Here is a 25,190-nt window from a genome sequence, read left to right on the forward strand (position 1 = left end):
AGCGTGCAGCTGTTGTGTCTTGACTCGACGGTAAGGGTGGTTCCCTTTCCTGGAGGCAAGGCGCATCAGATGTGCGTTCCAGGCCGCGTCCCTCGGGTCTTCCAGGCTGGCCCACACTCGTTGTTGCGCTTTCTTCGAAGGTGAAGAGCCGATGGATGAACATACACCTTCAAAACCGCGCCCCGCTTTACCTTTTGGCCCATTAGAGAGGGTGAGCCAGCCTGAAAGACTGAGCACGCAAGGCGTTATTCAGAGGCTCCCTAGAACTTTTCTTCCGACAGTGTCTGCATCTGCTTGAGTCGCCCGTTGAGCTTGCTGTACAGGGCAAAGTCCTCCCGGGCATCGCGCAGGGCATAGCTCATTTGCTGTAGCGCCTTGCTGTCATTGCCGCGCAGGAACTGGCTTTCAGCCTTGGCGTGAAGTGCGCGCACCCGGTCGCCACTGTTGCCATAGGCATCGGCAGCCAGCTCCCAGATGGCGGGGTCCGTGCCGCGTTGTGCCAGCAACGGTTTGATGATCGGCAGTGCATTGTCCGGTTGATTGCTGCGCAGGTAGGCCCGGCTCAGCAGCACGGAGGCTGCATAGTTGCCGGGGGCAATATCGAGCACCCAGCGGGCTTGCTGGATGGCTTCGGGGTAACGTCCTTCATCCAGCGCGATTTCCGTGAGCCCCAACCGGAACCACAGCTCATCCGGGTGCTGGCTTGCCAGCGATTGCATCAGGTTGCGGGCCTGATCGTAGTGGTTCGCACGCAGATAACTGAGTGCCAAGCCGTATTGGGCGGCCTGCAGGGCCAGTGCGCTGCGTTCGTTGGTGTAACGTTTGAAATAATCGATGGCCTGACTGTCACTCTGGATAAAGGCGGCGCGCAGTCTTGCCTGCATCAGCAGGTAATGGGGAGAGACATTCAGCCGTGGGGAGGGGAGATTGCGTGCCCGGGCCCGGCTGTCTGCGATACGGCTTTCGGTAACCGGGTGGGTGAGCAGGAATTCCGGCGGCCGGCCCGCAAAGCGCTGGCCATCATGCATACGTTCGAAGAACCGCGGCATGGCATCCGGGTCCATGCCTGCTGCGGCGAGGGTCTGCATTCCCACGCGATCGGCTTCCCGCTCATTCTGCCGTGAATAGGCCAGCTGTGCCTGAATGGCGCCAGCCTGGGTGGCTGCCACCCCTGCCATCCCGGCTTCACCATCCCCGGCAATAGCGACGGCCAGGCTGGCCAGCATGGCGGCGAGTACGGCGGTGTTGACCTTTTTGGAATCCAGATAGCGGCGGGCAAAATGGCGTTGGCTAACGTGGGCAATTTCGTGCGCTACTACCCCGCCGACTTCGTCTTCGCTGTCTGCATTCAGGAACAGGCCGGCGTTAAGGCCGATGACACCACCAGGCACAGCGAAGGCGTTGATCTGGCGACTGTTTACCACCACGATGTCCAGGTCCGGCTCTTTCAGATCACTGTAGGAGGCGAGACGGTAAACCAGGCTTTCCACATATTCCTGCACCATCGGATCGTTCATGATGGAGGTTTGTCCGCGCAGGCTGCGCAGCCAGGCTCGGCCCAGACGGTACTCCTGATCTGCAGACATCAATGCCGATGTGGGATCACCCAGAACCGGCAGGTCATCATTGGCACTGACCGGACCCGTCAGCAGGCAACAGAACATCAAGAGTGTGCGCGATAACAACTTCAATCAATGGCTCCATGTCGGGCAGGCCGGGTTGTGACTATAATGCCGTCAGGTTGGTAATCAATGAATAGCATGACGGACACAGTGACTGATCTCCAGTTGGATACTTCCGGGCTGCAATGCCCCATGCCGCTTCTCAAAACCCGACAGGCCTTGCGACATATGCAGCCTGGCCAGGTGATGGAAGTGATTGCCACCGATGCCTCATCGGCCATCGATATTCCTGCCTATCTGAGACAATCCTGCCACGAGCTGGTTCGCAGTGAGGAGAAATCGGGCCGTTTTATTCTTGTGATTCGTCGCGGTGAACAGGAGAGCTGATGCTGCGCATTTTACGCAACTGGGCGGACCAGTATTTTTCAGACGAAGAGGCGGTGTACCTCTTGGTCGTGCTGCTGACAGCCGGTCTGCTGATCGCTTTCTTGGGGGGCATGCTGGCGCCCGTGCTGGCAGCCATTGTCATCGCTTACCTGATGCAGGGGCTTGTCTCAGGGCTGGAGCGGCGGGGGATGAGGCGTTTTTTGGCGGTGAATCTGGTGTTTGCCCTGTTTCTTGGGTTGCTGATCATGACGCTGGTGCTGCTGTTGCCCATGGTCTGGCGTCAGACCGCCTTGCTGGTTCAGGAGCAGTTACCCCATGTGCTCAAGAACGGCGAGGCCTGGTTGCGGGAATTGCCGGTGCATTACCCGGAAGTGATCTCTCTTGAGCAGGTGAACTCAGTGATTGCCGTCATTCAGCGGCAGGTGGCGGAAGCCGGACAGGGAGTGTTGACCCTGTCGCTGGCCTCGATCCCCAATATTGTGGAAGTGATGGTGTTTCTGGTGCTGCTCCCCCTTCTGGTGTTCTTTTTTCTCAAGGACAAAGACGCCATTGTGGGCTGGTTAATGCAGTTTTTGCCTCGTCGTCGCCGAGTGCTGAGCCACGTGTGGCAGGAAATGGATGGCCAAATCGCCAACTATGTCAGGGGCAAGGCGGTGGAAATCCTCCTGGTTGGCAGCGTTACCTTCGTCGCCTTTATTTTGCTTGATATGCATTACGCCGTGTTATTGGGTGTGCTGGTCGGGTTGTCGGTGGTGGTGCCTTACATCGGCGCGACGGTAGTCACCTTGCCGGTAGCTGCCGTGGCCTATGTCCAGTTTGGCTGGAGTGGTGAGTTTGCGCTGGTGATGGTGGTCTACGGCATTATCCAGTTTATTGATGGCAATATCCTTGTCCCGCTGCTGTTCTCTGAGGCGGTGAATCTCCATCCGGTGGCTATTATTACTGCGATTCTGCTGTTTGGTGGTCTGTGGGGGCTCTGGGGCGTATTTTTTGCGATTCCCTTGGCGACCCTGTTCAAGGCGGTGTTGAATGCCTGGCCCCGGGAGGGAAGTTATCCGGTGGCTGAACAGGCGAGTGGCGAGTAAACACAGCAAGGGGCGCCGTTGCGGCGCCTCCAGATGCCGCCAGCAAGCGCTCAAAACCCCGTTGCTTGCCCAGATTTTCAGGCGTATCCCCCTGAGTGGGCCAACAGATAAAGAGGGGGCGCTTTTCAGGGGGGGCTGCCCATCCATCGGCTTTTCACCTTCGAGGGCAGCGAAACAACGCGTGCGGGCCAGCCGGTTAGATCCCCAGCTCGTCCAGTTCTGCCAGCAGATCTTCGTGGTGGCTTTTGGTCTTGAACTTGTCCATGACCTTTAGCAATTTGCCATCCTTGCCGATGATGAACGTGGTGCGGATCAGCCCCATGAATTCCTTGCCCATGAATTTTTTCATGCCCCAGCAGCCGTACTTTTCTGCCACGGTGTGATCTTCATCGGATAACAGGCTGAAGTTCAGGTCATGCTTTTCGATGAACTTGGGCAGCCGTTTGACCGGGTCCGGACTGATGCCGAACACCTTTACCCCGCGCTTCTCCAGTTCCGCACGGGTGTCGCGAATCCCGCAAGCCTGGGTGGTGCAGCCAGGGGTCATTGCCTTGGGATAAAAGAAGATCACTACCGGGTGCTGGTTCTTGAAGGACTTCAGTTCCACCAGGTTGTCGTCCTGATCGGGGAGTTTGAAATTGGGGGCCAGGTTGCCAATTTTGGGATGTGCCATATCGGGGTTAGATCTCTCGTGTTATCGGGCGTGTAAGCGTTATCCAGAAGCGCCTCAGCGCTTCGGGCTCATGGTGGCGTCCAGATTGCGGGCCTCGCAGAAATCCAGGAAGGCGTCGCGCAGCTGAGCCACGGATTGTTCTGCGTTCATGCTCAACACCAGGTGAAGGCTGAACATGGGTGTGCCGGTGTGGGGCGCGGCATAGGTGCCGGTGTGCAGGTCGTCGATGTTGATGTTCCGGGAGGAGAAGAAATTGGCGATTTCATGGACGATACCGGGATTGTCCATGGCGACCACTTCAACCTCGTAGGGGAGGCTGCTGGGACGGGTGTCGCGCTGGCGGGTGCGCTTGAGGGTGATCAGCAGATCCAGTTCCCCGGTCAGCGTCTGCTGGTCGGCTTCCAGCTGATCCAGGGTGTCATTGCTGCCGCTGATCAGCATCAGCACGGCAAATTCGCCCCCCAGCACGGTCATCCGTGAATCAAGGATGTTTCCTTTACGCTCCAGTACTGCCCGGGACAGGGCTTCCACAATGCCGGGGCGGTCTGTACCCAGGGCGGAGATCACAATCAGCTGTTCCATGGCGTAGTCCTTGTCCTCACTATAAGGTGCTGCCCTGACGGTAATGGGCAGTACAATCAATCCTTCGGTGGCCTGGAGGCAATTTCCAGGGTCCGAACAGTTATGGTCAGGAAAGTGTAGACGGCCGCTTCGGGAGAGTCGATGCTGGCGAAAAGGCGGGTTTGACCGGCCACATCTGGCGTCCGGCCCTGTCGGCGTTTACCATAGCGCCCTTCACCCTTTGGCCGGGGCCGATGCGGCGGTTTTCCGGCTTTGCGCACCTGTGTTGCGCCCAACAGGAGAGAGGCATGATTCGCGGTAGCATTGTAGCGCTGGTTACCCCCATGCGCGCGGATGGTTCAGTGGACTGGGAACGCCTGCGTTCGCTGGTGGACTGGCATGTGGAGCAAGGCACCCATGCGATTGTCGCGGTGGGCACCACCGGGGAGTCTGCCACCCTGGGTTTCGAGGAGCATGACAGTGTGGTTCGCGAAGTGGTGGCGGTGGCCAAGGGTCGCATTCCTGTGATCGCAGGGACCGGGGCCAACAACACCGAAGAAGCCATCCGCCTGACCCGTGATGCCAAGCGCGATGGCGCGGATGCCTGCCTGCTGGTGACACCCTATTACAACAAGCCTCCCCAGGAAGGTCTGTACCAGCATTATCTGGCGGTGGCCCGGGCGGTGGATATTCCGCAGATTCTCTACAATGTGCCTGGTCGTACCGCGTGCGACATGCTACCGGAAACCGTAGAGCGCCTGAGCAAGGTGCCGAATATCATTGGCATCAAGGAAGCCACCGGCAATCTGGAGCGGGCCCGTGAAATCCGGGAACGCTGTGGCGAAGATTTCATGCTCTATTCCGGTGACGACGCCACCGCCATGGATTTCATCCTGGCGGGAGGTCACGGCGACATTTCCGTTACTGCCAACGTGGCTCCTGCCAAGATGGCTGCCATGTGTGATGCCGCCCTGGCGGGGGACGCTGACAAGGCCCGTGCCCTGAATGCGGAACTTGAACCCCTGCATCGTGATCTGTTTATCGAAGCCAATCCGATTCCGGTGAAATGGGCACTTTATGAAATGGGCCTCATTGATGCAGGTATCCGGCTGCCACTGGTCACGCTGTCTGAGGCGGCCCAGCCGCGGCTGCGTGAGACCATGCGTCAGTGCGGGCTGCTGGAGGGTAAATGAAGCACGCAGTACCGATTGCACTACCTGTAAGTGGCAAGGGCGCAAGCCTGGCGCTGACACTGCTGGCCCTGTCGGGGATGGTGGGATGTAGCTGGTTGCCAGATACCAGTCTGGCTTACCGGGATGCGGCAGTGACCGATCCTGTTGAGGTGCCGGAGGGCGACGTTTTTATCGGTGAGCAAGCGCTGTATCCCGTGCCGCGTCAGGACGATCGTTTGGTTGGCGCCCAGAAAGATGAAGACAAATTTGTACCTCCCAAGCCGCCCCAACTGGTGGTCTTGGGCAATGAAGCCGACAAGGACGACGCGACTCCTATCCCCAAGGGGGAGTCGATCCGTGCCGTTCTGGCGCGCGATGGTAACGGTTACCCCATTATCATGATGACCACTCGCTATGCCTGGGCATGGGAATACGTGAGTGATGCGTTGAAAGAAACCGATTTCAAAGTCAGCGATCGTGACCGTGATGTAGGCATTTTCTTTCTACGCGTACCTGACCGGTATGAACTGGGTGCACGGGAAGCGCAGTTGAAGCTCAGCCATACAACCAACGGTATCCAGGTTGCAGTGCTTAACGAAAAGGGCACGGCACTGGTGGACAAAACCCCCGGCTCTGCCATTCTCGAGCGTATTTACGAAGAGCTGGAATAACGTGGACGAAGCCCTTGCCCCAACCCGGCGGCTGCAATCCTGCCAGGGTAGACGCTGATGCGGTTTGCCTCCTTGGGAAGCGGGAGCAAGGGAAACGCCACCCTCATTGAGGCCGGGGATACCCTGGTATTGGTGGATTGCGGTTTCACCTTGAAAGAAACCCGGGCGCGACTATCTGCTCGCGGGCTCGAGCTCGAGCAGCTAAGCGCGATTTTGGTGACCCATGAACACGGGGACCACATCCGCGGAGTGGGCCCAGTGGCGCGGCAGGCGGGATGCGAGGTATACAGCTCGTTTGGAACTGCCTGCGCGGTAGAAGACAAGCCCGCCAGCCTGCGCAATACCCGGTGGCAGGAAGTACGTCCAGGCAGGGTGTTTCATATTGGTGAGCTGGAAGTGCTGCCAGTTCTGGTGCCTCATGATGCCCGTGAGCCTTGCCAGTACCGTTTTGGTTGGCAGCAGCGCACATTGGGAGTGCTAACTGATCTGGGTTCCATCACGCCTCATGTTGTGGAGGCATACAGTGAGTGCGATGCCCTGTTGCTGGAATGCAACCATGACTATGGCATGTTGGCGAACGGCCCGTATCCTGCCTCGTTGAAACGGCGCGTGGGTGGTATGTTAGGGCATCTGAGCAATGCACAGGCGGCGGCGTTACTGCGGCAGGCCAACACGGACCGTTTGCAGCATCTGGTTCTCTCTCATCTGAGCGAACAGAACAACACGGCTACTCTGGCGCTGGCCGAGATTCAGGCAGCGCTCGACACCGGCCACGAACGTATTGGCGTAGCCAGTCAGAACCAGGGGTTCGACTGGCTGCAGGTAATTTGATTTTGACCCGAGTGAAAGGTCTCTCCATGGAAAAACGCGACGAGTTGTATGCCGGCAAAGCCAAATCTGTTTTCACAACAGATGATGGAGACCGGCTGGTAATGGTGTTTCGTGATGACACCTCGGCTTTTGACGGCAAGAAGAAAGAAGCGTTGGCACGCAAGGGCGCGGTGAACAACCAGTTCAATGCTGCCATCATGGAGAAGCTAAAAGCGGCTGGTATTCCCTGTCATTTTGAAAAGCTGCTCTCGCCGACCGAGGCACTGGTCAAGAAACTGGACATGATTCCGGTTGAGTGTGTAGTGCGAAATGTATCGGCAGGTTCTATCTGTCGCCGTTTGGGAGTGGAAGAGGGCAAAGAGCTCAACCCGCCCACCTTCGAATTCTTCCTCAAGAATGACGACCTGGGGGATCCCATGGTCAATGATTACCACATCCGCAGCTTTGGCTGGGCCACCGATGAGCAGGTTGCCCAGATGAAAGCCTTGACCTTCAAGGTCAACGAGGTGCTCAAGCAGTTGTTTCTGGATGGCGGTATGCTGTTGGTGGATTACAAACTCGAATTCGGCGTGTTTAATGGGGAAGTCCTGCTGGGCGATGAATTCAGCCCCGATGGCTGCCGTTTGTGGGACAAAGACACCCGTGAAAAACTGGACAAAGACCGTTTCCGCCAAGGCCTTGGGGGCGTGGTGGAAGCCTACGAAGAAGTGGGGCGTCGTCTGGGGATGACGTTCGAATACTGAAAGCGCCATAAAGAGAACGCGATAATAATAAGGAGCGTACCATGAAAGCGGTTTTTCGAATCACGGCGGTTGCTGTGCTGGCTGTCGCCCTGAGCGGTTGTTTTCTCACCAAGATTGCGACTACCCCCATGCGTCTTGTGGGCGCTGCAGGTTCTGTAGTCGGGGCTGTGCTCTCGATCATTCCTGTCGTTGGGAATGCCGCTGACGAGGCACTGGAAAAGGTCGATGGTGCCATCGATAACACGGCTGACGAAATTGATAAGATCCCGCTGTGATTTCTGCTACTCGCACCGCCGGGCGGTGCGGGTGGGCGCAACAGCCTTGTAATCGGCTCCGGGGTGTGAAGAATATTGGCCACACCTCTGCTGCCTGACATAACAACAAAAACCGGAGTTCGCCATGCGTCGCTGGCTACTGTCCCTGCTTGCCATGCTGCCTTTCCAGGCGCAGGCAGACGATGCCCTGATTGGCATTGGATACCTCAATGGCCTGGTTGGCCTTAACCTGGAGTGGGCCACCACTCAGAACAGCTTCTTTGCCCTTCCTGCCTTCTATGTGGATTCGTCGGGTCTTGATACCGAGGAATTTCGCTGGGTCGTTGGCTGGAGGCACAAAATGGAGCGCGGCATGATGGACGAAAGCGGCTTCTACACGGGGCTGATGGGCGGCGATCTGGGCGGCGAGCGCCATTACGAGCGCCTGGGTGTCGCGTTTGAGCTGGGTCACCAGTGGGTCAAACCGTATTCCCGATGGACCGTGAGCGGTGCAGTAGGTGTGCTCGAAGCGCTTGAATGTGGAGAATACCGGGGCGTGAGGTCATGCGATACGGATGAAGAGCGTGATCGCTACGATCTTGATGTGGAGCCTGCCGTGGTTCTGGGGGTGAGTTACAGCTTCCGTCGCTAAAGCCCGGGTGGTCATGCCCCTTGATATTGGATGCCCCCAAACCTCCCGGCCCTGCTGCCCCTGTGTAGGGCCCTGCCCGCCGTGAAATGCGCTGTTTCTCGCTGCTTGATTGGCATTTCCCCACTCCGACCAGCGTTGACTGGTGTCTTGCCCCTGTAATGGGCAAGAGTTTTGCACAGCGAATAACCATTTTTCATATTAAGAATGAACGATGTGCCCTAACTCTTTGATTTTTATTGGTGGCTTCTAAGCTTTTGATTTTAAAGGGTTTAACAAAATGGACAAATTTTCATCATTTTGTTGTTACCTCAGGGAATGCCGGTACTGAGAACGGTTCCTGACACTCTATTCACAGAGTTATCCACAGATCCTGTGGGTAACTGAAAGGGCTTCAGCGACGCAGCATTGGAAGTGGCCGTAGAGGTTGGGAAAGAAACTGCTGTCCGCCAAGTTTGAATAGCAGGCGGTGAAAGCCGGCATTGGGGAAGGCGCGCTTGATTAGCCTTACACGGGCAGAAGGAATGCCAAAGCGAAGCATGCCAAGACTGACGTCGATCCAGTCTGCGCGCCGAAAAGCCTCGACCAGTCTGTCGTTGTCTGAAGGCCCTGAGCTGGATGAGTAACCGCTGATCTTGTGATGATTGACGATCATGGCCTCAATTTCCTCTTGCCAGTGCGCAAGCCCCTGCTCCTCGAGATAGTGCTCCGCGAGCCGGGCAGACGGACCTAGATAGTCAAAGGTACCGGCAAGCCAAATACCCGCATCGTGGAAAAAACCGGCGACGGCAAGTTTGTCGCGTGCCTCAGCATCCAATGTTTGCTGTGCAGCAACCAGGTTTATCAGGCGGTACACGTGGTTGCGATAGGGCGTGAGGTCTTTCCCGAAGCGTTCCATATGGGCATCAAATAACGCCTCAAGCCGGGGCAAGCGGGTAATGAGTTCTGGTGTCATTCAGTGATTCCGTCTTTGCGCCCTGGGGCACCAAGTGAGCAGAAACCGGGCGGGGTTAAAGAGTGTAACGCCACACGGCTATCCAACCTCCAATCATCCTAAGGGATCAGTTGTCGAATACCAGTGAATGGCAGTGAAAAAGGGGAACCGGTTGGCAATGTGACAGCTTTGGTTGGAAGGGCATGTCTGGCGGGTTCAACAAGCTGCATAACGGGAAAACAAAAGGTTGGTCGTGAGTCGGCCCTGTACTATAGTCGGACAATCACGCCATGATTGTTAAACAAGACGTAGTGGGGGCACGGTGAGCTTCAAAGCCAAGGAAAGCCTGTCGGAGCAAATTGCCCAGCATCTTGCCGACCAGATTATTCGCGGTGACATGTTGGCCGGGGATCGTATTCAAGAGCTGAGAGTTGCGGGTGAGCTGGAGGTCAGCCGCGGGTCGGTCCGTGAAGCCTTGCTGATTCTGCAGCGTCGTCAGCTGATCGATATCCTGCCGCGTCGCGGGGCAGTGGTAAAAGAAATGTCGGAGAGCCACGTGCGCAGCCTTTATGAGGTCATGCAGGTGCTGCTGGGGTTGGTGATCCGCAAAGCTATCAAGGTGGTAAGGGAAGAGGATCTGGATTCCTTTATCGAGCTGGTGCATGGCCTTCAGGTGGCCGCAGAAGACCGGGACCTGGATGAGTTTTTTGCGCTCAGCTTCCGTTTTCTCGAGCATGCCTACCCTTATGCCCGTAATCCCTTTGTGGAAGACATTCTGATCAATATGCAGCCGGCCATGCAGCGTGCCTATTTCATGGCGTTGCATCTGGAGGCCGATGAGGTGAAAGAGTGCCTGTCGTTCTTCAAGGCACTGGTGGAAACCATCTTCCGTCGTGATGTTCGCTCAGCGTTGGAGATCATTCGCGAATTCGCCGAACACCAGTCCGAGTTGGTTGAAGAGTCGATCACCCGAGCCCGGCAGATCGAGACCGCCTGGGGTTCACGACGAAAAAAATCATGACGTGGCGCTCAGGGGTTGCCCTGACCTGGCAAGCTGCATAGAATTGCCACCCTCTTCAGGGCGTTGTAGACGGCCTGTGGAATATACAACCGTAGCTCAGTTGGTTAGAGCACCACCTTGACATGGTGGGGGTCGGTGGTTCGAATCCACTCGGTTGTACCAAATGTGAAGGGCCTGTCGCGTGCGACAGGCCCTTTTTTTATGGCGCAAGGGCGAGGGTTGCTATCGTGGGGTGCACTTGCCGAGCCGGCCATTCTGATAGAATGGTGCCCCTGTTTTCCTTTCCCGGCTCTGCGGCATGACCTCCTGCGACATCCTTGGCTCCGCCACCGCCAGACTGATTCTGTATCTTCCCCATCGCCCCGTGGGTCTGGAGACGTTTGCGGAGACTCCCACGGCCCAGGCTGTGACTGAGGCGAACTCCAATCACTGGCGCAAGATCATCAACCTGCTGGCCAAGGTGGCAAGCCCGGAGGGGGGTGACTGGCGTCGTTATCGTGATCATGCGCTGTTTACCCAGACGGCCATATGTTTTGCTCCCCAATTATTGCCGGCAGCAGGTTGGCACTGGATTGCGGGCAAGGAAAACCTGCATCGTTTCGAGGGGCTTGCACATAAGGCGACACCGATTGATGCGGTGGGGCGGCTTAAAATGGATGTATCCCGTCGCCTGCTGCTGAGTCCGTATCCGGATTATCGACAACTGAACAATGAACGGGTGGCGGTTGTGCGCGAGGCCCTGGCTGGCGCCGGCTTCTATGGGGTGGGGGCATGTTGAGCCTGCCGTATTATCTGGGATGTCCACAATGGCAGCACCCGGACTGGCAGGGGCGTTTGCCTGCGGGCTTATCATCGCTTGCGCAATACAGCCGGGTATTCAACACGGTGGAAGGCAACACCACCTTCTACGCCACGCCAACCTCCGCCCAATGTGAAGTGTGGCGATCGCAGGTGCCGGAGTGTTTTCGCTTTCTGTTCAAATTTCCGCGAGAGATCAGCCACGATGCCCTGCTGGCCAGAACCGACCCGCAGGTGCGTCGCTTTCTGGCCACGCTGGCGCCCTTGGAGGATGTGTTCGGTCCTTTCCTGCTGCAGTTGCCCGCCGCCTTTGGACCTCAGCATCTTGCCAATCTTTGGGGCTTTCTGGACCGCTTGCCGGATGCGCTGACCTGTACTGTGGAAATGCGTCATCCGGCCTTTTTTGAAAAAGGGGAGGCAGAGCGTGCCCTGAATCAGGGGTTGCGTGAGCGAGAGGTGGCCCGGGTATGTTTTGACAGCCGACCCCTGTTTGCGGCCGACCCAGTCGATGAAAGCACTCGCGATGCCCAGCGCAAGAAGCCGAAGTTGCCAGTGCATGTGTTGCCAGTGGCGAGGGCAAATCCAGTCGTGCGGTTTATCGGGCACCCGGAGCTGGAGGCAAACCGTGAGTATCTGGCGCCGTGGGTACCGCGAATGGCGAACTGGATTGCCGAAGGCCGCAAGCCCTATATGTTCATCCATATGCCGGACAACGGGCAGGCCTTGTCACTGGTGCAGTTATGGCAGGGATTATTGCGGGAGAAGGTGCCGGAGCTGCCCGAGCTGGGGTTGGCTGATCAGGTCGATCAGCCCGGTTTGTTCTAGGAATACACCGGCTCTACAACAGTGATCACTGAGCCAAGGAGGGATCGAGGCCTTCAGATCGCGAACTTAGTGAAGAGCCACGCGGGTATCATCACGACGACGGCTGTTTTCTGCCCACACCAACAGGTCGTAGTAACGACGGATATGGCGGACGTAGACCACAGCCTGACCGCCACGGGCGGTGCCGTATTTCAGCTGCTCTGCATACGCAGGTTTGGCGAGCATGGGCAGACGCTGTTTCACATCCTGCCAGTTGTCCGGGTCGCCGCCCTGGCGCTGGGTAAGAACACGGGCATCTTCCAGATGTCCGAAACCCACGTTGTAGGACGCCAGCGCCATCCAGGTACGACTGGGCTCCGGGATGCGGTCCGGGATCTTGGCGTGTACGCGGCGCAGGTAAGCGGCGCCGGCACGAATGCTTTGTTCCGGGTCGGTACGGTCGCTGATGCCCATCTGCCGAGCGGTATCATTGGTCAGCATCATCAGGCCCTTCACCCCGGTCGGGGAGATGGCGCCCGGATCCCACAAGGACTCCTGATAGGCCACGGCAGCCAGCAGGCGCCAGTCGAATTCATTGTCGTCTGCAGCGGAGCGGAACAGCTCTTCGTAGCGTGGCAGCCGTTCTTCCAGGTGACGCATGAAGCTGCGGGCAGCGTACAGGTTGAAGTACTCCACATGCCCGTAGAAACGATCTTCCAGCTTGGCGGTAGTGCCATCGGCTTTGGCCTGGGTCAGGAAGCGCTGGGCTGCCAGATACAGGCTTTTGTCATCCTTGGGATTGAACGCCCAGGCCAGGGGCATGTCAGTGGCCACGGTGTAGTCGGCAATCAGGTCTGGCCACAAGGCTCGCTGCAGGGCATAGGAATTGGAGTGGATCAGGGTGTAATCCACCTCGCCATCTTCCACCAGTGCCAGCAATTGCTCCGGTGTGGCGTCTTCTACTTCAATGAATTCCAGTTCCGGGGTTTCCAGCTGGGCCTGGATCAACATTTCGGCATGGCTTGAACCTGCCGGCACGGCCACCGTGTAGCCGACCATATCCGCCAGACCGCGCAGGCGCGGACTGTCCAGGCGGCGGGCGACCAGGGAATCGACTTGTTGATAAGGGGTGGTGAATCGCAGGCTTTCGGTACGCTCGGGGGTCACCACCAGGCCTGCTGCGGCGATATCCGCAGTGCCTTTACGGATGGCGTAACGGATGTAGGAGAGGTCGTCGGACTCCAGCACCTTGAGTTTCACCCCCAGGCTGTCAGCAAAGCCTTTGGCAAGCTCGAATTCCATGCCGGTTTCGCCGTGCTGGTCTTCATAGTAGGTGGTGTTGGAAGGACGGGTAATAACGACCAGTTCACCACGATCCATCACCCGCTCCATGGCGGAGGGGGTGGGGCGCATGGCGAGCATCATCCCGACCACGCCGAATAGCGCCAGCGAGGCGAGCAAATGCTTACTGTGTCGAAAGAATACCGTCATCTTGGGTGGTACCTCTGTCAGGTTGTCCAGACAGGTCGATACTGCCTACCGCCGACCGGTTGGGAGCCTTTCTCCCACTACCTGTGATCTATATCACGAAACTTGGGGCGCACTCTAGCATTGCCAACCCCATGATCTGTAACCATTTGTCGGACAATAGCCGGTTTTTTGCACAAATTTTAAAAGTCCGGTAAAGAGCATGAATTTGCTTATCAGGCAAGTGGCGTAGGTGATTTGCTACCGTCTTATGAAGGGGTGAGCCCTGAGAGGGCGGGGCAGGGGAGGGATCCAGAGCTAGGGGAAATTTGCACCCCATGAAGGCTGCGATAGGCAGGCAAATCCCGTATCATTGCGGCCCTGAATTTGGCTCCACTTCATCCCCCACTGATCAATCAGAGTAAGGCGCACTATGCTGATCCTCTCCGGAAGCCCGGCCCTGTCCGCATTTCGCAAGGAAAAACTGCTGGAATCCCTGCCCGGGATTACCGCTATTTCAGCCCGATTCGTTCACTTTGTGGCATTGCACGAGCCACTGGACGGTGCTCAGCAGCAGGTGCTGGAAGGGCTGCTGCAATACGGCCCGAGCCTGGAAGAGGATGACGTGGACGGCCAACGTTTCGTGGTGGTGCCACGCCCCGGCACGATCTCGCCCTGGTCGTCCAAGGCCACGGATATTTGCCACAACGCCGGCCTGACCCAGGTGGAGCGTGTCGAGCGCGGCATTGAATACCGTCTGGACGGCGAAGGGGACCGCGCGACGCTGGCGGCGGCGCTGCATGACCGCATGGTAGAAGTGGTGCTGGCGGAGCTGAACGATGCTGAAGCCCTGTTTGCCCACCATGCCCCCCGCGAGCTGAGCACCGTGGATGTGATCGGTGGTGGCCGCAACGCGCTCGCCACGGCCAATAGCGAACTGGGTCTGGCGCTGGCAGATGACGAAATCGATTATCTGGTAGAGCGTTTTACCGCTCTGGGCCGTAACCCGGCGGATGCCGAGTTGATGATGTTCGCCCAGGCCAATTCCGAGCACTGTCGTCACAAGATCTTCAATGCGGACTGGACCATCGACGGAGAGGAACAGGAACTGAGCCTGTTCGGGATGATCCGCAACACCTACAACAATGCCCCCGAAGGCGTGTTGAGTGCCTACAAGGACAACGCTTCCGTGGTCGCCGGTCCTGTTGCCGATCGTTTCTTCCCGGCCCCGGACAGTGCCCGTTACCAGTTCGTTAACGAGCCGGTGCACCTGTTGATGAAGGTGGAAACCCACAACCACCCCACCGCGATTGCCCCGCACCCGGGGGCGGCTACGGGTTCCGGCGGTGAAATCCGTGATGAAGGTGCCACCGGTCGTGGTTCCAAGCCCAAGGCGGGTATGACCGGTTTCTCCGTGTCCAACCTGAATATTCCCGGTTTCCAGCAGCCCTGGGAACAGCCCTATGGCAAGCCGGGCCGGATTGCCTCGGCGCTGGATATCATGATCGAAGGGCCTATTGGCGGGGCGGCCTTCAATAATGAATTTGGTCGTCCCAACCTGTGTGGCTATTTCCGTACCCTGGAAATCGAGGCGCCGGGGGTGAATGGCGATGAAGTCCGCGGCTACCACAAGCCGATCATGATCGCTGGCGGCATGGGCAACATCCGTGACGGCCATGTGGAAAAGAACCCGATCACCGAAGGGGCCAAGATTATTGTGCTGGGTGGCCCGGCCATGCTGATTGGTCTGGGGGGCGGTGCCGCCAGTTCCATGGCGTCCGGCCAGTCGGATGAAGCGCTGGATTTCGCCTCTGTACAGCGGGATAACCCGGAAATCGAACGTCGGGTGCAGGAAGTGATTGATCGCTGCTGGGCCCTGGGTGACGACAACCCGATTGTGTCCATCCATGACGTGGGGGCGGGCGGCTTGTCCAATGCGTTGCCCGAGCTGGTCCACGACCACGATATGGGCGCTCAGCTGGAGCTGCGTCGCATCCCCAATTCCGAGCCTGGCATGAGCCCGGTGGAGATCTGGTGTAACGAAGCCCAGGAGCGTTATGTGCTGGCGGTGATGCCTGCGGATATCGACCGCTTCGATGCCATCTGCAAGCGTGAGCGCACGCCCTACGCGGTGCTGGGCGAAGCAACCAACGAAGAACACCTGACCGTCAGCGATGAGCACTTCGGCAAGCCGCCGGTGGATCTGCCCATGGATCTGTTGTTTGGCAAGCCACCGAAGATGCAGCGCAGTTTCGACCGTGAAGACTTCCAGCGTCAGACCTTCACCACCGAAGGGATTGATCTGAAAGAGGCCGGCGAGCGGGTGCTGCGCCTGCCCACCGTGGCCTCCAAGAGTTTCCTGATCACCATCGGTGACCGTTCTATCACCGGCCTGGTTCACCGTGACCAGATGGTGGGCCCCTGGCAGGTGCCGGTGGCCGATTGTGCGGTTACCGCGACCGGCTTTAACCAGAACCTGGGTGAAGCCATGTCCATGGGCGAGCGTACCCCGGTGGCCATGGTGGATGCGGCTGCATCCGGTCGCATGGCGGTAGCGGAAGCCATCACCAACATTAGTGGTGCCCACATTGGCGACCTGGGGCAGATTCGTTTGTCTGCCAACTGGATGGCTGCTGCCGGCCATCCGGGAGAAGACCAGGCCCTGTTCGACACCGTGAAAACCGTGGGCATGGAACTGTGCCCGCAGCTGGGGATTGCCATCCCGGTTGGCAAGGACTCCCTGTCCATGCGCACCGTGTGGAACGAGAAGGGTATCGACAAGAGCGTTACCTCGCCCTTGTCGCTGATCATCTCGGCCTTCTCCACCGTGACCGACATTGATCTGACCGTCACCCCCGAACTCAAGACCGGAGTGGACAGCGAGCTGTTGCTACTGGATCTGGGCCGTGGCCAAAACCGTCTGGCGGGCTCGGCTTTGGCGCAGGTGTACGGTCAGGTGGGGGATGTTCCCCCGGATCTGGACGATGCCAAAGACCTGATTGCCTTCTTCGAGGTGACCCAGCAATTGCTGGCGGAACGCAAACTGCTGGCGTACCACGACCGCTCTGACGGCGGTCTGTTCGCCACCCTTACCGAGATGGCCTTCGCCGGCCGCACCGGTCTGGACATTACCCTGGATCACATCGCCGGCGATGGCCCGGAGGCGGTGGCCGCACTGTTCGCGGAAGAGCTGGGGGCGGTGATTCAGGTGCCTGCCGAGCATGCCGATGAGGTGGTGCAGCGGTTCGACAAGGCCGGTCTGAGTCAGTGCGTGTTCCGTCTGGGGCAGCCCGATGGCGACGACGTAATTCGTCTGCGTCTGGGCGGTGGCATCCTGCTGGAGACACCGCGCCGGGAGCTGCACCGCATCTGGGCGGAAACCAGCTACCGGATTCAGGCCCTGCGCGATAACCCGGATTGTGCCCGTCAGGAATTTGATGCCATCCCGGACAGCAACAACCCGGGCCTGAACGTGCGCCTGACCTTCGATATGACCGAGAACCCGGCCGCGCCCATGATCAACACGGGCGCGCGCCCGCAAATGGCGATCTTGCGCGAGCAGGGGGTTAACGGTCAGACCGAGATGGCCGCGGCCTTCGACCGTGTCGGTTTTGACGCCATTGATGTGCACATGAGCGATCTGCTGGCTGGCCGCGTGAAGCTGGAAGATTTCAAGGGGCTGGTGGCCTGTGGCGGGTTCTCCTACGGTGATGTATTGGGTGCCGGCGGCGGCTGGGCCAAGACCGTGCTGTACAACGAATCCCTCCGCGAGGACTTCAACCGTTTCTTCTTCCGCGAAGATACCTTTGCACTGGGGGTATGTAATGGCTGCCAGATGCTGTCGCATCTGAAAGACCTGATCCCCGGTGCCGAACACTGGCCGCGCTTTGTGCGCAACCTGTCCGAGCAGTTTGAAGCACGAACCTCGCTGGTGGAGATCCAGGATTCGCCCTCCATTCTGCTCAAGGATATGGCGGGTACCCGCATACCGATTGCCGTGGCCCACGGCGAAGGACGGGTAGAGCTGGCGGACGAGACTCTGAAGCGTAACCTCGAGCAGCGACTCGTGGCGCTGCGTTACGTGGACGGTCGTGGCAACGCCACCGAGCAGTACCCGGCCAACCCGAACGGCTCCCCGCAGGGCGTTACCGGCTTTACCACCACCGACGGGCGCGTCACCATCATGATGCCGCACCCGGAGCGGGTGTTCCGCGTGCTGCAAAACAGCTGGATCCCCGACGACTGGCGCGGCCACGAAAACGGCCCCTGGCTGCGAATGTTTGCCAACGCGCGTAAGTGGGTCGGTTAAGCGCAATTGACAGTTGATAGTGGACAGTTGACAGCTGGAAACTAAAAAGGCGGAAATGGCTTGGCCATTTCCGCCTTTTTTATGTCCTTTTATGAACTTGTGGCGGCGAGAGGCGATGTTCAGAATCAAACGATCGTTTGAACTGTGTTTCGCTGTTCATTATTCACTGTTAACTGTTCACTGAATTATTCATGACCGAAAAAACCTTCGGGCCTTTTGAATTGCAGAAGGCTTACAGCACCGAGCCTGTGCCGGATGATTTTGTTCTGCGTCGGCGTATCAGTACTGCCATGCGTACGTTGTCCGAGCGGGTGATTCGTGCCGAGGTGGATCAAGCCACCCTGCAGCACTGGGCCGAGCAACTGGAAGCCGTGGTGGCGACGGTGGGGGAGCCGGAACGGCGCGACAGCAAGCAGGCGAATCGCAAGCTGTTTACCGGGGCGGCCACCATCGAAGACCTTTACCACATGATGGATTTTGATCCGGTCAGTGGCGGTGCCAACCCGATTGCGCCCCAGGTCACCTGGGTGCAAGAGGGCCAGGAGGGGGTCGAAGGTACCCTGCGTTTGGGGCAGCAATACCAGGGCCCGCCGGGGCGGGTGCACGGTGGGGTGATCGCCTGGATTCTGGACGCGGTATTGTCACGGGCCCTGCACGCCGCCTTCCGGCTGGGCGTCACCGGCACGTTGAATATCCGCTATCTGGCAGGGACCCCCATTGAAGACACGATTACCTGCCGTGCAAGGATTACCGGGCAGGAAGGGCGCAAGATCTTTATCGAAGGCAGTATCTGGCACGGAGACCAGCAGACTGTGCACGCAGAAGGGGTGTGGTTGACCCCCAAGAGTTTGGGGTAGCACATGAGTGAGCCAAGGTACCACTTCAAGGATATCCGCGTGGCAGAAACGCCGGCACCGACGCCGCGGGCCCAGTTGCATCGCGACCTGGGCAAGGCGCTGGCGGACCTGAACGAGCAGGTGCTGCGCCTGGATGCGCCGGAGTCAAAACTGCGCGAATACAACGCACACGTGAACCAGATGCGCGATGACCTGGCCCAGTACGGCAATCGGGATTACATGGAGATTACCCAGCGCCTGCTGGCGGGGCAGGGCAGTGGCGACGACGTTACCGATCTGGTGGATTTCGAGATCCTTTCCGGCAAGGCATCCCCGGTCTCCCCGCCGCTGGAGTTATGGCTCGACGGTGACACGGTGCGTGGGCGCGCCCACTTTGGCATGGTCTATCAGGGGCCGCCGGGGCGAGTGCACGGTGGCGTGTTGGCCCTGTCTCTGGATATGCTGATGGCCAAGACACAGGATTATGTGCGGCAGATCGGCATGACCGGCACCCTCAATATCCGCTATCTGGCCGGAACGCCCATTCAGCATGATGTGGATTTCGAAGCCCGATTGATCAAACTGGACCGGCGCAAGCTGCTCTGCGAAGGTTCGGTCTGGGTCAATGGCCAACAAACGGTGGCCGCAGAAGGGATCTGGATCTCCGCCCACGGCGAGTATGCCCTCAAGCCGGAATACGCAGAGCTGGAAGCTGCCATTCGCGCCCAATAACAGGAGTGACCATGGAAGAGATGACCTACAAGCTGTGTTTCTACGTGCCGGTGAGCCATGTGGAGCAAGTGAAGCAGGCGATCTTCCAGGCCGGAGCCGGTCACATTGGTGACTACGACTGTTGTGCCTTTCAGGTATTGGGGCACGGTCAGTTTCGCCCTCTTGATGGCAGCCAGCCTTTTCTGGGCCAGCAGGGGGAAGTTGAGGTAGTCGAGGAATACCGGGTCGAAACCATCGTCACCGCCGCCTGTCTGCAGGCGGCGATTAGTGCCTTACGGCTGGTGCACCCCTATGAAGAGCCCGCCATTGATCTGTGGAAGCTGGAACCGCTTCCCGCCTGATCCCGCCGCTGTAGCGCTCCTTGCCGGAGCATTGCCCCTGGCAGTGGCCTGACGGCAGGAAATTAACTGCCTTTAGTCCTCGCTGGGGCGACGCTTCAGCGGGGCAATATCCTGGCATCGCACCGGGAAACGGTCTTCCTTCAGATCATCAATGTAAAAGCGCAGGGTGCGGCCAATCGTGGGAAAGGCCAGTTCATCCCAGGGAATCTCGTCCAGTGCAAACAAGCCGGCATCGCTGCTTTCCTCGCCTACCCCGTACTTTCCCTCGACCAACTCACCGAGAAAGAATACGTACACCTGATTGATGTGTGGAAGATTGAATACCGTGTAGAGGTCCTTGATCGCCACAGTGGCGCAGGCTTCTTCCCAGGTCTCGCGGATGGCGCCCTCTTGGAGGGTTTCCCCGTTCTCCATAAAGCCGGCGGGTAGTGTCCAGTAGCCTTTGCGCGGCTCGATATCTCGTTTGCAAAGCAGGACCTTGCCTTCCCAAACCGGTACCGCGCCAACCACAATCTTGGGATTTTGGTAGTGGATGGTGTTGCACTGATCGCACCAATAGCGGGGGCGGTTGTCACCTTCGGGGATACTGAAATGTAAATCCGGGTTGCCGCAGTGACTACAAAAACGCATGAAAGCTCACTTTTATGGAAGGGACGCTTAAGTGTACCCGAGATGATAACGGCAATACCTCATTCGTGGGGGTGCAATTCTCTACGAGAAGGAGTATAAAAAAAATGCAGACCAATTTGTGACCACTGTCACATTTTTTCAATCTTTAAAAATAGCCAGAAGGATTAGTGCCGGCAGTGAGTGCTTCGGCCTAGACTAGGCTCCGACGCTGAAGTGAATTCGTTTTTTTGGCCGTGAGGCCATCTGGAAGGGAACGACCCTCACTAAGGTCTTTGGCCTGTGAATAGGGGAAATAGGGGAATTGATATGGACGCTTCGATGGCGCAGGGAACGCGTGACGACAGTAAAACCTACCTGGTTGTCTCTCACTGTAACAACCTTGCTATCCGTTTGCTCGCCAAGTCTATCGAGACTCAGCGGGGAGTCAGTTGTACTGCGATTACCCGCGATGACTTGTTCTGCGACCAGATTCAAGATGATCTGGTTCTCATTAACGTTCTCGATTTTCCCTCGGCGGAAATCGAGAGATTGCTGGGGCGTATCCAGGAACGGATGCCATTGTGCCGGGTAATTCTGGTCAATGCAGACCGTGGCGACAATATATTTTTCCTGTTGAACTGGCCAGTTGTTAAAGGTGTTATCTATCAACAAGATAACGATACTCTGATCTCCAAGGCCATCGATGTGGTGTGCAAGGGAAGAAGCTGGTTCCCTCGTAACTACATGGATTATCTGGTGCGCCACCGCAAGACACCGACCCGGTGTGGTCATGTGTTTGAAAGCCTCACCAGCCGGGAGCGTCAGATGCTGGACCATGTGGTGCGGGGTATGAGCAACAACGAAATCGCCGACGCCCTGTGCCTGAGCACCCATACCGTCAAGGCCCACCTGCAGAGCCTGTACCGCAAGGTTGGAGTCAAGAACCGGGTAGGGGTGATGCGCTGGGTGCATGAAAACCACCTGGAAGAAGAAGGGCGCTAATGGCTGCCCGGCAGCATGCCTGGTGCGAGATACTGCTACTGGGATTGTTGCTGACCTTCTCTGCAGGCCACGCCTCAGATCTGGAACAGGAGATGGGCGTGGTGGTAGACCAGACAGTGACACCTATCGGTAAGCGGTTCTACCAGCAGTTCGCCTATCAACGGCATTATCTGTATCCGGATACGCCGTTCAGTCTCAGTATTTTCGAGCAACCCTCCGCCAGAAGCGGCAGCATTATCACGATTAAGGGAGCAGACAGTACGCTGAGTCGTTTTGTCTTGTCTTTCGCATCCAATTGGGAAGATGCCCGGGTGCAGTCGATGGTGCAATCAGTGGAGATGCAGGTCAGGCGTCTGACATTGATGAATGCTCTGGTAGATAACCCGGATCTGGCCAAGGATGGCTACTGATGAAAAAGATGACAGTGCTGGGACTGCTGGCGCTAAGTGTGCCGGCCGTTGCCAGTGAGCTGGTGTACCAACCCGTAAACCCGAATTTCGGCGGCAACCCACTGAACGGTTCCCACTTGCTCGGCAATGCCCAGGCGCAAAATGATTACAAGGATCCCAGTGCGGCATCATCATCCTACGAGCGCCCCTCTGATCTTGATCGCCTGACTTCCTCGCTGCAGTCACGCTTGCTCAGCCAATTGCTGGCTGACGTGGGTGCCGGGAACGAAGGGAGCATTGTCACGGAAGACTTTGCCATCAATATCGTGGATAACCAGGGCATCCTTTCGATCATCATCGAAGACATCAATACCGGGGAAATCACCCAGATTGAAGTGGATGGGTTGGTACCGGACAGCTTTTAGTATTCAGGGACGAATATGGATTTCACAATCATCAAGGGCGGCACCGCGTTGGTGCTGGTTGCGTTGTTGTCCGCCTGCGTTACTCCTCCCCTTGAGCCGGAGTCGCCGGCGCTGGTGGAAAAATCCGAAGTTGCCGAGGATCTTGAAAAACTGCCTGAGCCAAAGGGACGAATTATGGCCTCGGTATACAGCTTTCGGGACCTGACCGGGCAATATCGGCCGGCACCGTCATCGTCTTTCTCAACTGCAGTCACACAAGGGGCGGCGGCCTTTCTTATCGATGCACTAAACAGGTCTGGGTGGTTTCTGACGCTGGAAAGGGAGGGGTTGCAGGACCTGCTCACCGAACGAAAAATCGCGCGGGCGGTGGTGGAAAAGCGCCAGAAAAGCGGTATGGCTGTGGCCGATGTTCCCGACCTTTTTTCCTCTGATATCCTGTTCCAGGGGGGGATTGTTGCCTATGAAACCAATATCAAAACTGGCGGGCTGGGTGCTCGCTATCTCGGTGTAGGCGCATCGGAGCAGTACCGTGCTGATCAGGTGACCGTAAACCTGCGCGCAGTGGATGTGCGTACAGGTCGTATTATCAGCACAGTCTCTACCCGAAAAACGATCTACAGCAAGGAGCTTCAGGTCGGTGTCTATCGCTATATTGATTTTAAGGAGCTATTGGAAACCGAAGCCGGTGTGACAACCAATGAACCGGTCCAGCAGTGCGTGAAGCTGGCGATTGAGGCGGCCGTTGCCCACTTGATCGTCAAGGGTGTTGTGGAAGGTAACTGGCAGCTGAAGAACCCGGCGGATATGGAATCGGATGTGATCCAGCAATACAGCCTGGCATTACAGCAATAGGAAAGCCTGACCGAAAACCTTATTGCGCTGTCACTATCTGGCTGCGCTCGGCGATAACCCTTGCGTCCTCGTTACGCAGGACGGCAGTAATCCTGATCTTGTCGTTGCTGGCGATATTGATGCTCAATTGTCCTGCCCGCTGTGGTTGTATTTGGCTAAGCATCTTGCCGCTTTGACGGGAGCGGCTTTTGCCGCTCTGTCCCTGTTTTTCCAGCACGATGTCATAGTAAACCGGCTCGCCGATGGTTTCGCAGGTCACGGATAGCTGAAAGTGATGCAGTGACGTTCGGTTTTCATGGAGTATTTCCATCGTGCACATCGGCGAGCCCGCACGGTTGCTGTACGCGGGACTAAAAAATATTCCTCCCAGCAACACCAGACCCGAGCGAAAGAGCAGAGTGGGCAAGCCTGGGCGTTTGAATCGATAGCCTACCGTCATGGTCGTCACTCCCGTAGTGGATAGTAAGCGCCAAGGGTTGGTCTCCAGGACTTTTATGGCGCATCAATGCCTGGGGTGCAGTCCGCAGGCTGTGATTTTTTCAATACCTTTCCTGGTTTCCATCCGGCCCGATAATAGCCAGGGCAACGTGCAAGTTTAGCTTGTTCGCTGACACAAGAGACTGGGTAATCAATGCCAAATTGCCATGGTGTTCAGGGCCTGATGTAGGTTGAAAAAGATCATTGCAGTGCCAGGGACGGTGTTGTCATGGTAAAAAAAGGGGGCCACATAGGGTGGCCCCCTTTTTACTTCACGCCGAATTACATTTGTGTAATTGAGGCGTTGTTACCGGCACCGCCGTGCTGGCTGATGCTGGCGGCGTTGACATCAGAAGACTGCAGAATGGACGCGGTGTTCGGGTCGAGGCCGGTGCCCAGGCCTGTCTGCAGAATGTCGGCAACGTTACCCGCACCAGATTGCTCAATAGAGGCAATGCCATACTCGGCAGGTGCAGTCTGGTTGATGTAGGCATCATTGCCAGAGTTGGACTGCAGAATGGTCGCTTCACCATTACCACCCCACTGGTCGATATCCCCAATGTTGTTGTCACCAGACTGAGTGACCGCGCCAACATTGTCAGAGCCGGACTGTTCAACACGACCAAAGTTGGCAAGACCCGATTGAGTGAGGGTCGCGAGGTTACGATCCCCCAGGCCCTGATCCACTTCGGCAATATTGCTGTCGCCAGACTGCATGATCGTGGCAGAACTTTCGGTGGACTCATCCTGAATCACAGTAGCAAAGCCGTTCACACCGCTTTGGTCGATGAGTGCGCTGGACAACCAGGAGAAGTCCTGACTGATGCTGCCGTCGTTATTGTCACCGGATTGCAGGATGGTGGCGGTAGCGCCATCAGAAATGGCAACCTGGCTGATGTCCGCAGTGTTGTCTGCACCGGTCTGATCGACGGTTGCAGTAGCGAACCAGCTATCGTCCTGCAGAACTGTCGCGGTGTTATTGATGTTGGTTTGGGTGACAGTGGCCACAGAACCAATCAGATTGTTCTGGGTAATGTCTGCTTGCAGGTTAACACCACTGGTCTGGGTGATACTGGCATCGGCATCAGTCGATGCGCTCTGCACAATGCTGGCGTCGCTGGAAAGCGCTGCATCCTGATCAATGCTTGCTACGGACGAGAATGTGCCGCCAATTTGCTGAATGGAACCGTTGGTGTTGTCAGAGATATCGATCTGGTTGATATCGGCATCGTTGGCGTCGCCCACCTGCTCGATGGTCGCCGTTGCGAACCAGCTGTCGTCCTGGTTGATGGTGGCCATATTGTCGTTACCGGTGGTATCGATATCGGCCGTCATCATGTTGGCGCTGTTAGCCTGGCTCACGTCTGCGCTGTTGTTGTCACCGTTCTGATCAACGGTAGCAACAGCATCATTGACGTTACTTTGGGTCGTCGTGGCAGCGTTGCCGTTGCCGGTCTGGTTAGTGGTGGCAGTGCTGCCGGCGGCCCAGCTGGTGCTGGTGATGGCGGCCAGTACGGCGACGGCCAGGGGCTTCATTACGTTCATG

At 57.6% G+C, this 25,190-nt stretch carries 27 protein-coding genes and 1 tRNA gene; 20 read left to right on the forward strand and 8 right to left on the reverse strand.

Annotated features, from left to right (window positions below):
• Positions 1-260: 260 nt before the first annotated feature.
• Positions 261-1,691, reverse strand: a complete 1,431-nt coding sequence (locus Q672_RS24940) for a M48 family metalloprotease (RefSeq protein ID WP_031226372.1) — start codon at positions 1,689-1,691, stop codon at positions 261-263.
• A 69-nt stretch (positions 1,692-1,760) separates the two neighbouring features.
• On the opposite strand from Q672_RS24940, the gene Q672_RS24945 reads away from it, so the two are divergent.
• Together Q672_RS24945 and Q672_RS24950 are read left to right on the forward strand one after the other, a co-directional pair.
• Positions 1,761-2,009: a sulfurtransferase TusA family protein gene (locus tag Q672_RS24945; protein ID WP_022985192.1), complete on the forward strand. Its 249-nt coding sequence runs from the start codon at positions 1,761-1,763 to the stop codon at positions 2,007-2,009.
• Positions 2,009-3,094 carry an AI-2E family transporter gene (locus Q672_RS24950; protein ID WP_022985193.1) on the forward strand — a complete coding sequence of 362 codons (1,086 nt, stop codon included), beginning with the start codon at positions 2,009-2,011 and terminating at the stop codon, positions 3,092-3,094. Before Q672_RS24945 ends, Q672_RS24950 begins: the two co-directional genes overlap by 1 nt.
• A gap of 196 nt (positions 3,095-3,290) precedes the next feature.
• Here the strand turns inward: Q672_RS24950 and bcp are convergent, their stop codons facing one another.
• A complete protein-coding gene (gene bcp, locus Q672_RS24955; RefSeq protein WP_022985194.1) occupies positions 3,291-3,767 on the reverse strand; it encodes a thioredoxin-dependent thiol peroxidase in 477 nt (158 codons plus the stop codon).
• Positions 3,768-3,821: 54 nt separating this feature from the next.
• On the reverse strand, positions 3,822-4,349 hold the full coding sequence (locus Q672_RS24960; protein WP_022985195.1) for a glycine cleavage system protein R: 528 nt from the start codon (positions 4,347-4,349) through the stop codon (positions 3,822-3,824).
• A gap of 287 nt (positions 4,350-4,636) precedes the next feature.
• Between Q672_RS24960 and dapA the strand changes: the two genes are divergently transcribed.
• The 6 genes from dapA to Q672_RS24990 all read left to right on the forward strand — a co-directional run bounded on the left by dapA (position 4,637) and on the right by Q672_RS24990 (position 8,651).
• Positions 4,637-5,521 carry a 4-hydroxy-tetrahydrodipicolinate synthase gene (dapA, locus tag Q672_RS24965; RefSeq protein ID WP_022985196.1) on the forward strand — a complete coding sequence of 295 codons (885 nt, stop codon included), beginning with the start codon at positions 4,637-4,639 and terminating at the stop codon, positions 5,519-5,521.
• Positions 5,518-6,171 (forward strand): outer membrane protein assembly factor BamC, encoded by a 654-nt coding sequence (gene bamC, locus Q672_RS24970; protein ID WP_022985197.1) that lies wholly within the window; start codon positions 5,518-5,520, stop codon positions 6,169-6,171. Before dapA ends, bamC begins: the two co-directional genes overlap by 4 nt.
• A 57-nt stretch (positions 6,172-6,228) precedes the next feature.
• Complete coding sequence (locus Q672_RS24975; RefSeq protein WP_022985198.1) at positions 6,229-7,002, forward strand: MBL fold metallo-hydrolase; 774 nt, start codon at positions 6,229-6,231, stop codon at positions 7,000-7,002.
• 26 nt (positions 7,003-7,028) lie between these two features.
• On the forward strand, positions 7,029-7,745 hold the full coding sequence (gene purC / locus Q672_RS24980) for a phosphoribosylaminoimidazolesuccinocarboxamide synthase (RefSeq protein WP_022985199.1): 717 nt from the start codon (positions 7,029-7,031) through the stop codon (positions 7,743-7,745).
• A 41-nt stretch (positions 7,746-7,786) separates the two neighbouring features.
• Positions 7,787-8,020, forward strand: a complete 234-nt coding sequence (locus Q672_RS24985) for a DUF6726 family protein (RefSeq protein ID WP_022985200.1) — start codon at positions 7,787-7,789, stop codon at positions 8,018-8,020.
• Between the two features lie 124 nt (positions 8,021-8,144).
• Positions 8,145-8,651: a hypothetical protein gene (locus Q672_RS24990; RefSeq protein ID WP_022985201.1), complete on the forward strand. Its 507-nt coding sequence runs from the start codon at positions 8,145-8,147 to the stop codon at positions 8,649-8,651.
• A 391-nt stretch (positions 8,652-9,042) separates the two neighbouring features.
• Here Q672_RS24990 and Q672_RS24995 read toward each other — a convergent pair whose 3' ends face one another.
• A complete protein-coding gene (locus tag Q672_RS24995) occupies positions 9,043-9,603 on the reverse strand; it encodes a hypothetical protein (RefSeq protein WP_022985202.1) in 561 nt (186 codons plus the stop codon).
• Between the two features lie 301 nt (positions 9,604-9,904).
• Between Q672_RS24995 and Q672_RS25000 the strand changes: the two genes are divergently transcribed.
• The 4 genes from Q672_RS25000 (at position 9,905) to Q672_RS25015 (ending at position 12,226) form a co-directional block, all read left to right on the forward strand.
• Complete coding sequence (locus Q672_RS25000; protein ID WP_022985203.1) at positions 9,905-10,603, forward strand: GntR family transcriptional regulator; 699 nt, start codon at positions 9,905-9,907, stop codon at positions 10,601-10,603.
• Positions 10,604-10,688: 85 nt separating this feature from the next.
• Positions 10,689-10,765: transfer RNA gene (locus tag Q672_RS25005), tRNA-Val, on the forward strand.
• A gap of 136 nt (positions 10,766-10,901) precedes the next feature.
• The gene (locus Q672_RS25010) at positions 10,902-11,381 is read left to right on the forward strand and encodes a DUF6942 family protein (RefSeq protein ID WP_022985204.1); all 480 of its coding nucleotides are present in this window, start codon (positions 10,902-10,904) and stop codon (positions 11,379-11,381) included.
• Positions 11,375-12,226 (forward strand): DUF72 domain-containing protein, encoded by an 852-nt coding sequence (locus tag Q672_RS25015; protein WP_022985205.1) that lies wholly within the window; start codon positions 11,375-11,377, stop codon positions 12,224-12,226. The genes Q672_RS25010 and Q672_RS25015 overlap by 7 nt, the downstream gene beginning before the upstream one ends.
• A gap of 66 nt (positions 12,227-12,292) precedes the next feature.
• Here the strand turns inward: Q672_RS25015 and mltF are convergent, their stop codons facing one another.
• On the reverse strand, positions 12,293-13,696 hold the full coding sequence (gene mltF, locus Q672_RS25020; RefSeq protein ID WP_022985206.1) for a membrane-bound lytic murein transglycosylase MltF: 1,404 nt from the start codon (positions 13,694-13,696) through the stop codon (positions 12,293-12,295).
• 409 nt (positions 13,697-14,105) lie between these two features.
• Between mltF and purL the strand changes: the two genes are divergently transcribed.
• From purL to Q672_RS25040, 4 genes are all read left to right on the forward strand, one after another.
• Complete coding sequence (gene purL, locus Q672_RS25025; protein ID WP_022985207.1) at positions 14,106-17,981, forward strand: phosphoribosylformylglycinamidine synthase; 3,876 nt, start codon at positions 14,106-14,108, stop codon at positions 17,979-17,981.
• Positions 17,982-18,172: 191 nt separating this feature from the next.
• Positions 18,173-18,838 carry a PaaI family thioesterase gene (locus tag Q672_RS25030; protein ID WP_022985208.1) on the forward strand — a complete coding sequence of 222 codons (666 nt, stop codon included), beginning with the start codon at positions 18,173-18,175 and terminating at the stop codon, positions 18,836-18,838.
• A 3-nt stretch (positions 18,839-18,841) separates the two neighbouring features.
• Positions 18,842-19,549 carry a PaaI family thioesterase gene (locus tag Q672_RS25035; RefSeq protein ID WP_031226379.1) on the forward strand — a complete coding sequence of 236 codons (708 nt, stop codon included), beginning with the start codon at positions 18,842-18,844 and terminating at the stop codon, positions 19,547-19,549.
• Between the two features lie 11 nt (positions 19,550-19,560).
• Complete coding sequence (locus Q672_RS25040) at positions 19,561-19,890, forward strand: NIF3 1 (protein ID WP_022985210.1); 330 nt, start codon at positions 19,561-19,563, stop codon at positions 19,888-19,890.
• A 72-nt stretch (positions 19,891-19,962) separates the two neighbouring features.
• Here the strand turns inward: Q672_RS25040 and Q672_RS25045 are convergent, their stop codons facing one another.
• Entirely contained in the window at positions 19,963-20,520 is a 558-nt protein-coding gene (locus tag Q672_RS25045) for an NUDIX hydrolase (RefSeq protein WP_022985211.1), read from the reverse strand.
• Positions 20,521-20,826: 306 nt separating this feature from the next.
• Here Q672_RS25045 and Q672_RS25050 point away from each other — a divergent pair, with 306 nt between their 5' ends.
• The 4 genes from Q672_RS25050 to Q672_RS25065 are packed head-to-tail and all read left to right on the forward strand — an operon-like array spanning position 20,827 to position 23,167.
• A complete protein-coding gene (locus Q672_RS25050) occupies positions 20,827-21,501 on the forward strand; it encodes a helix-turn-helix transcriptional regulator (protein WP_031226381.1) in 675 nt (224 codons plus the stop codon).
• A complete protein-coding gene (locus Q672_RS25055; protein WP_022985213.1) occupies positions 21,501-21,911 on the forward strand; it encodes a CsgE family curli-type amyloid fiber assembly protein in 411 nt (136 codons plus the stop codon). Before Q672_RS25050 ends, Q672_RS25055 begins: the two co-directional genes overlap by 1 nt.
• Positions 21,911-22,315, forward strand: coding sequence for a curli assembly protein CsgF (locus Q672_RS25060; RefSeq protein ID WP_022985214.1), 405 nt, complete (start codon positions 21,911-21,913; stop codon positions 22,313-22,315). Before Q672_RS25055 ends, Q672_RS25060 begins: the two co-directional genes overlap by 1 nt.
• Positions 22,316-22,330: 15 nt before the next feature.
• A complete protein-coding gene (locus Q672_RS25065) occupies positions 22,331-23,167 on the forward strand; it encodes a CsgG/HfaB family protein (protein WP_022985215.1) in 837 nt (278 codons plus the stop codon).
• A 19-nt stretch (positions 23,168-23,186) separates the two neighbouring features.
• On the opposite strand, the gene Q672_RS25070 is transcribed toward Q672_RS25065, so the two are convergent.
• Together Q672_RS25070 and Q672_RS25075 are read right to left on the reverse strand one after the other, a co-directional pair.
• Entirely contained in the window at positions 23,187-23,606 is a 420-nt protein-coding gene (locus tag Q672_RS25070) for a hypothetical protein (protein WP_022985216.1), read from the reverse strand.
• A gap of 320 nt (positions 23,607-23,926) precedes the next feature.
• Entirely contained in the window at positions 23,927-25,189 is a 1,263-nt protein-coding gene (locus Q672_RS25075; RefSeq protein WP_022985217.1) for a hypothetical protein, read from the reverse strand.
• Position 25,190: the final 1 nt, after the last annotated feature.

The organism is Alcanivorax sp. P2S70 (assembly GCF_000475295.1).
In the GTDB taxonomy this organism is placed as follows: Bacteria; Pseudomonadota; Gammaproteobacteria; order Pseudomonadales; family Alcanivoracaceae; genus Alcanivorax; species Alcanivorax profundi.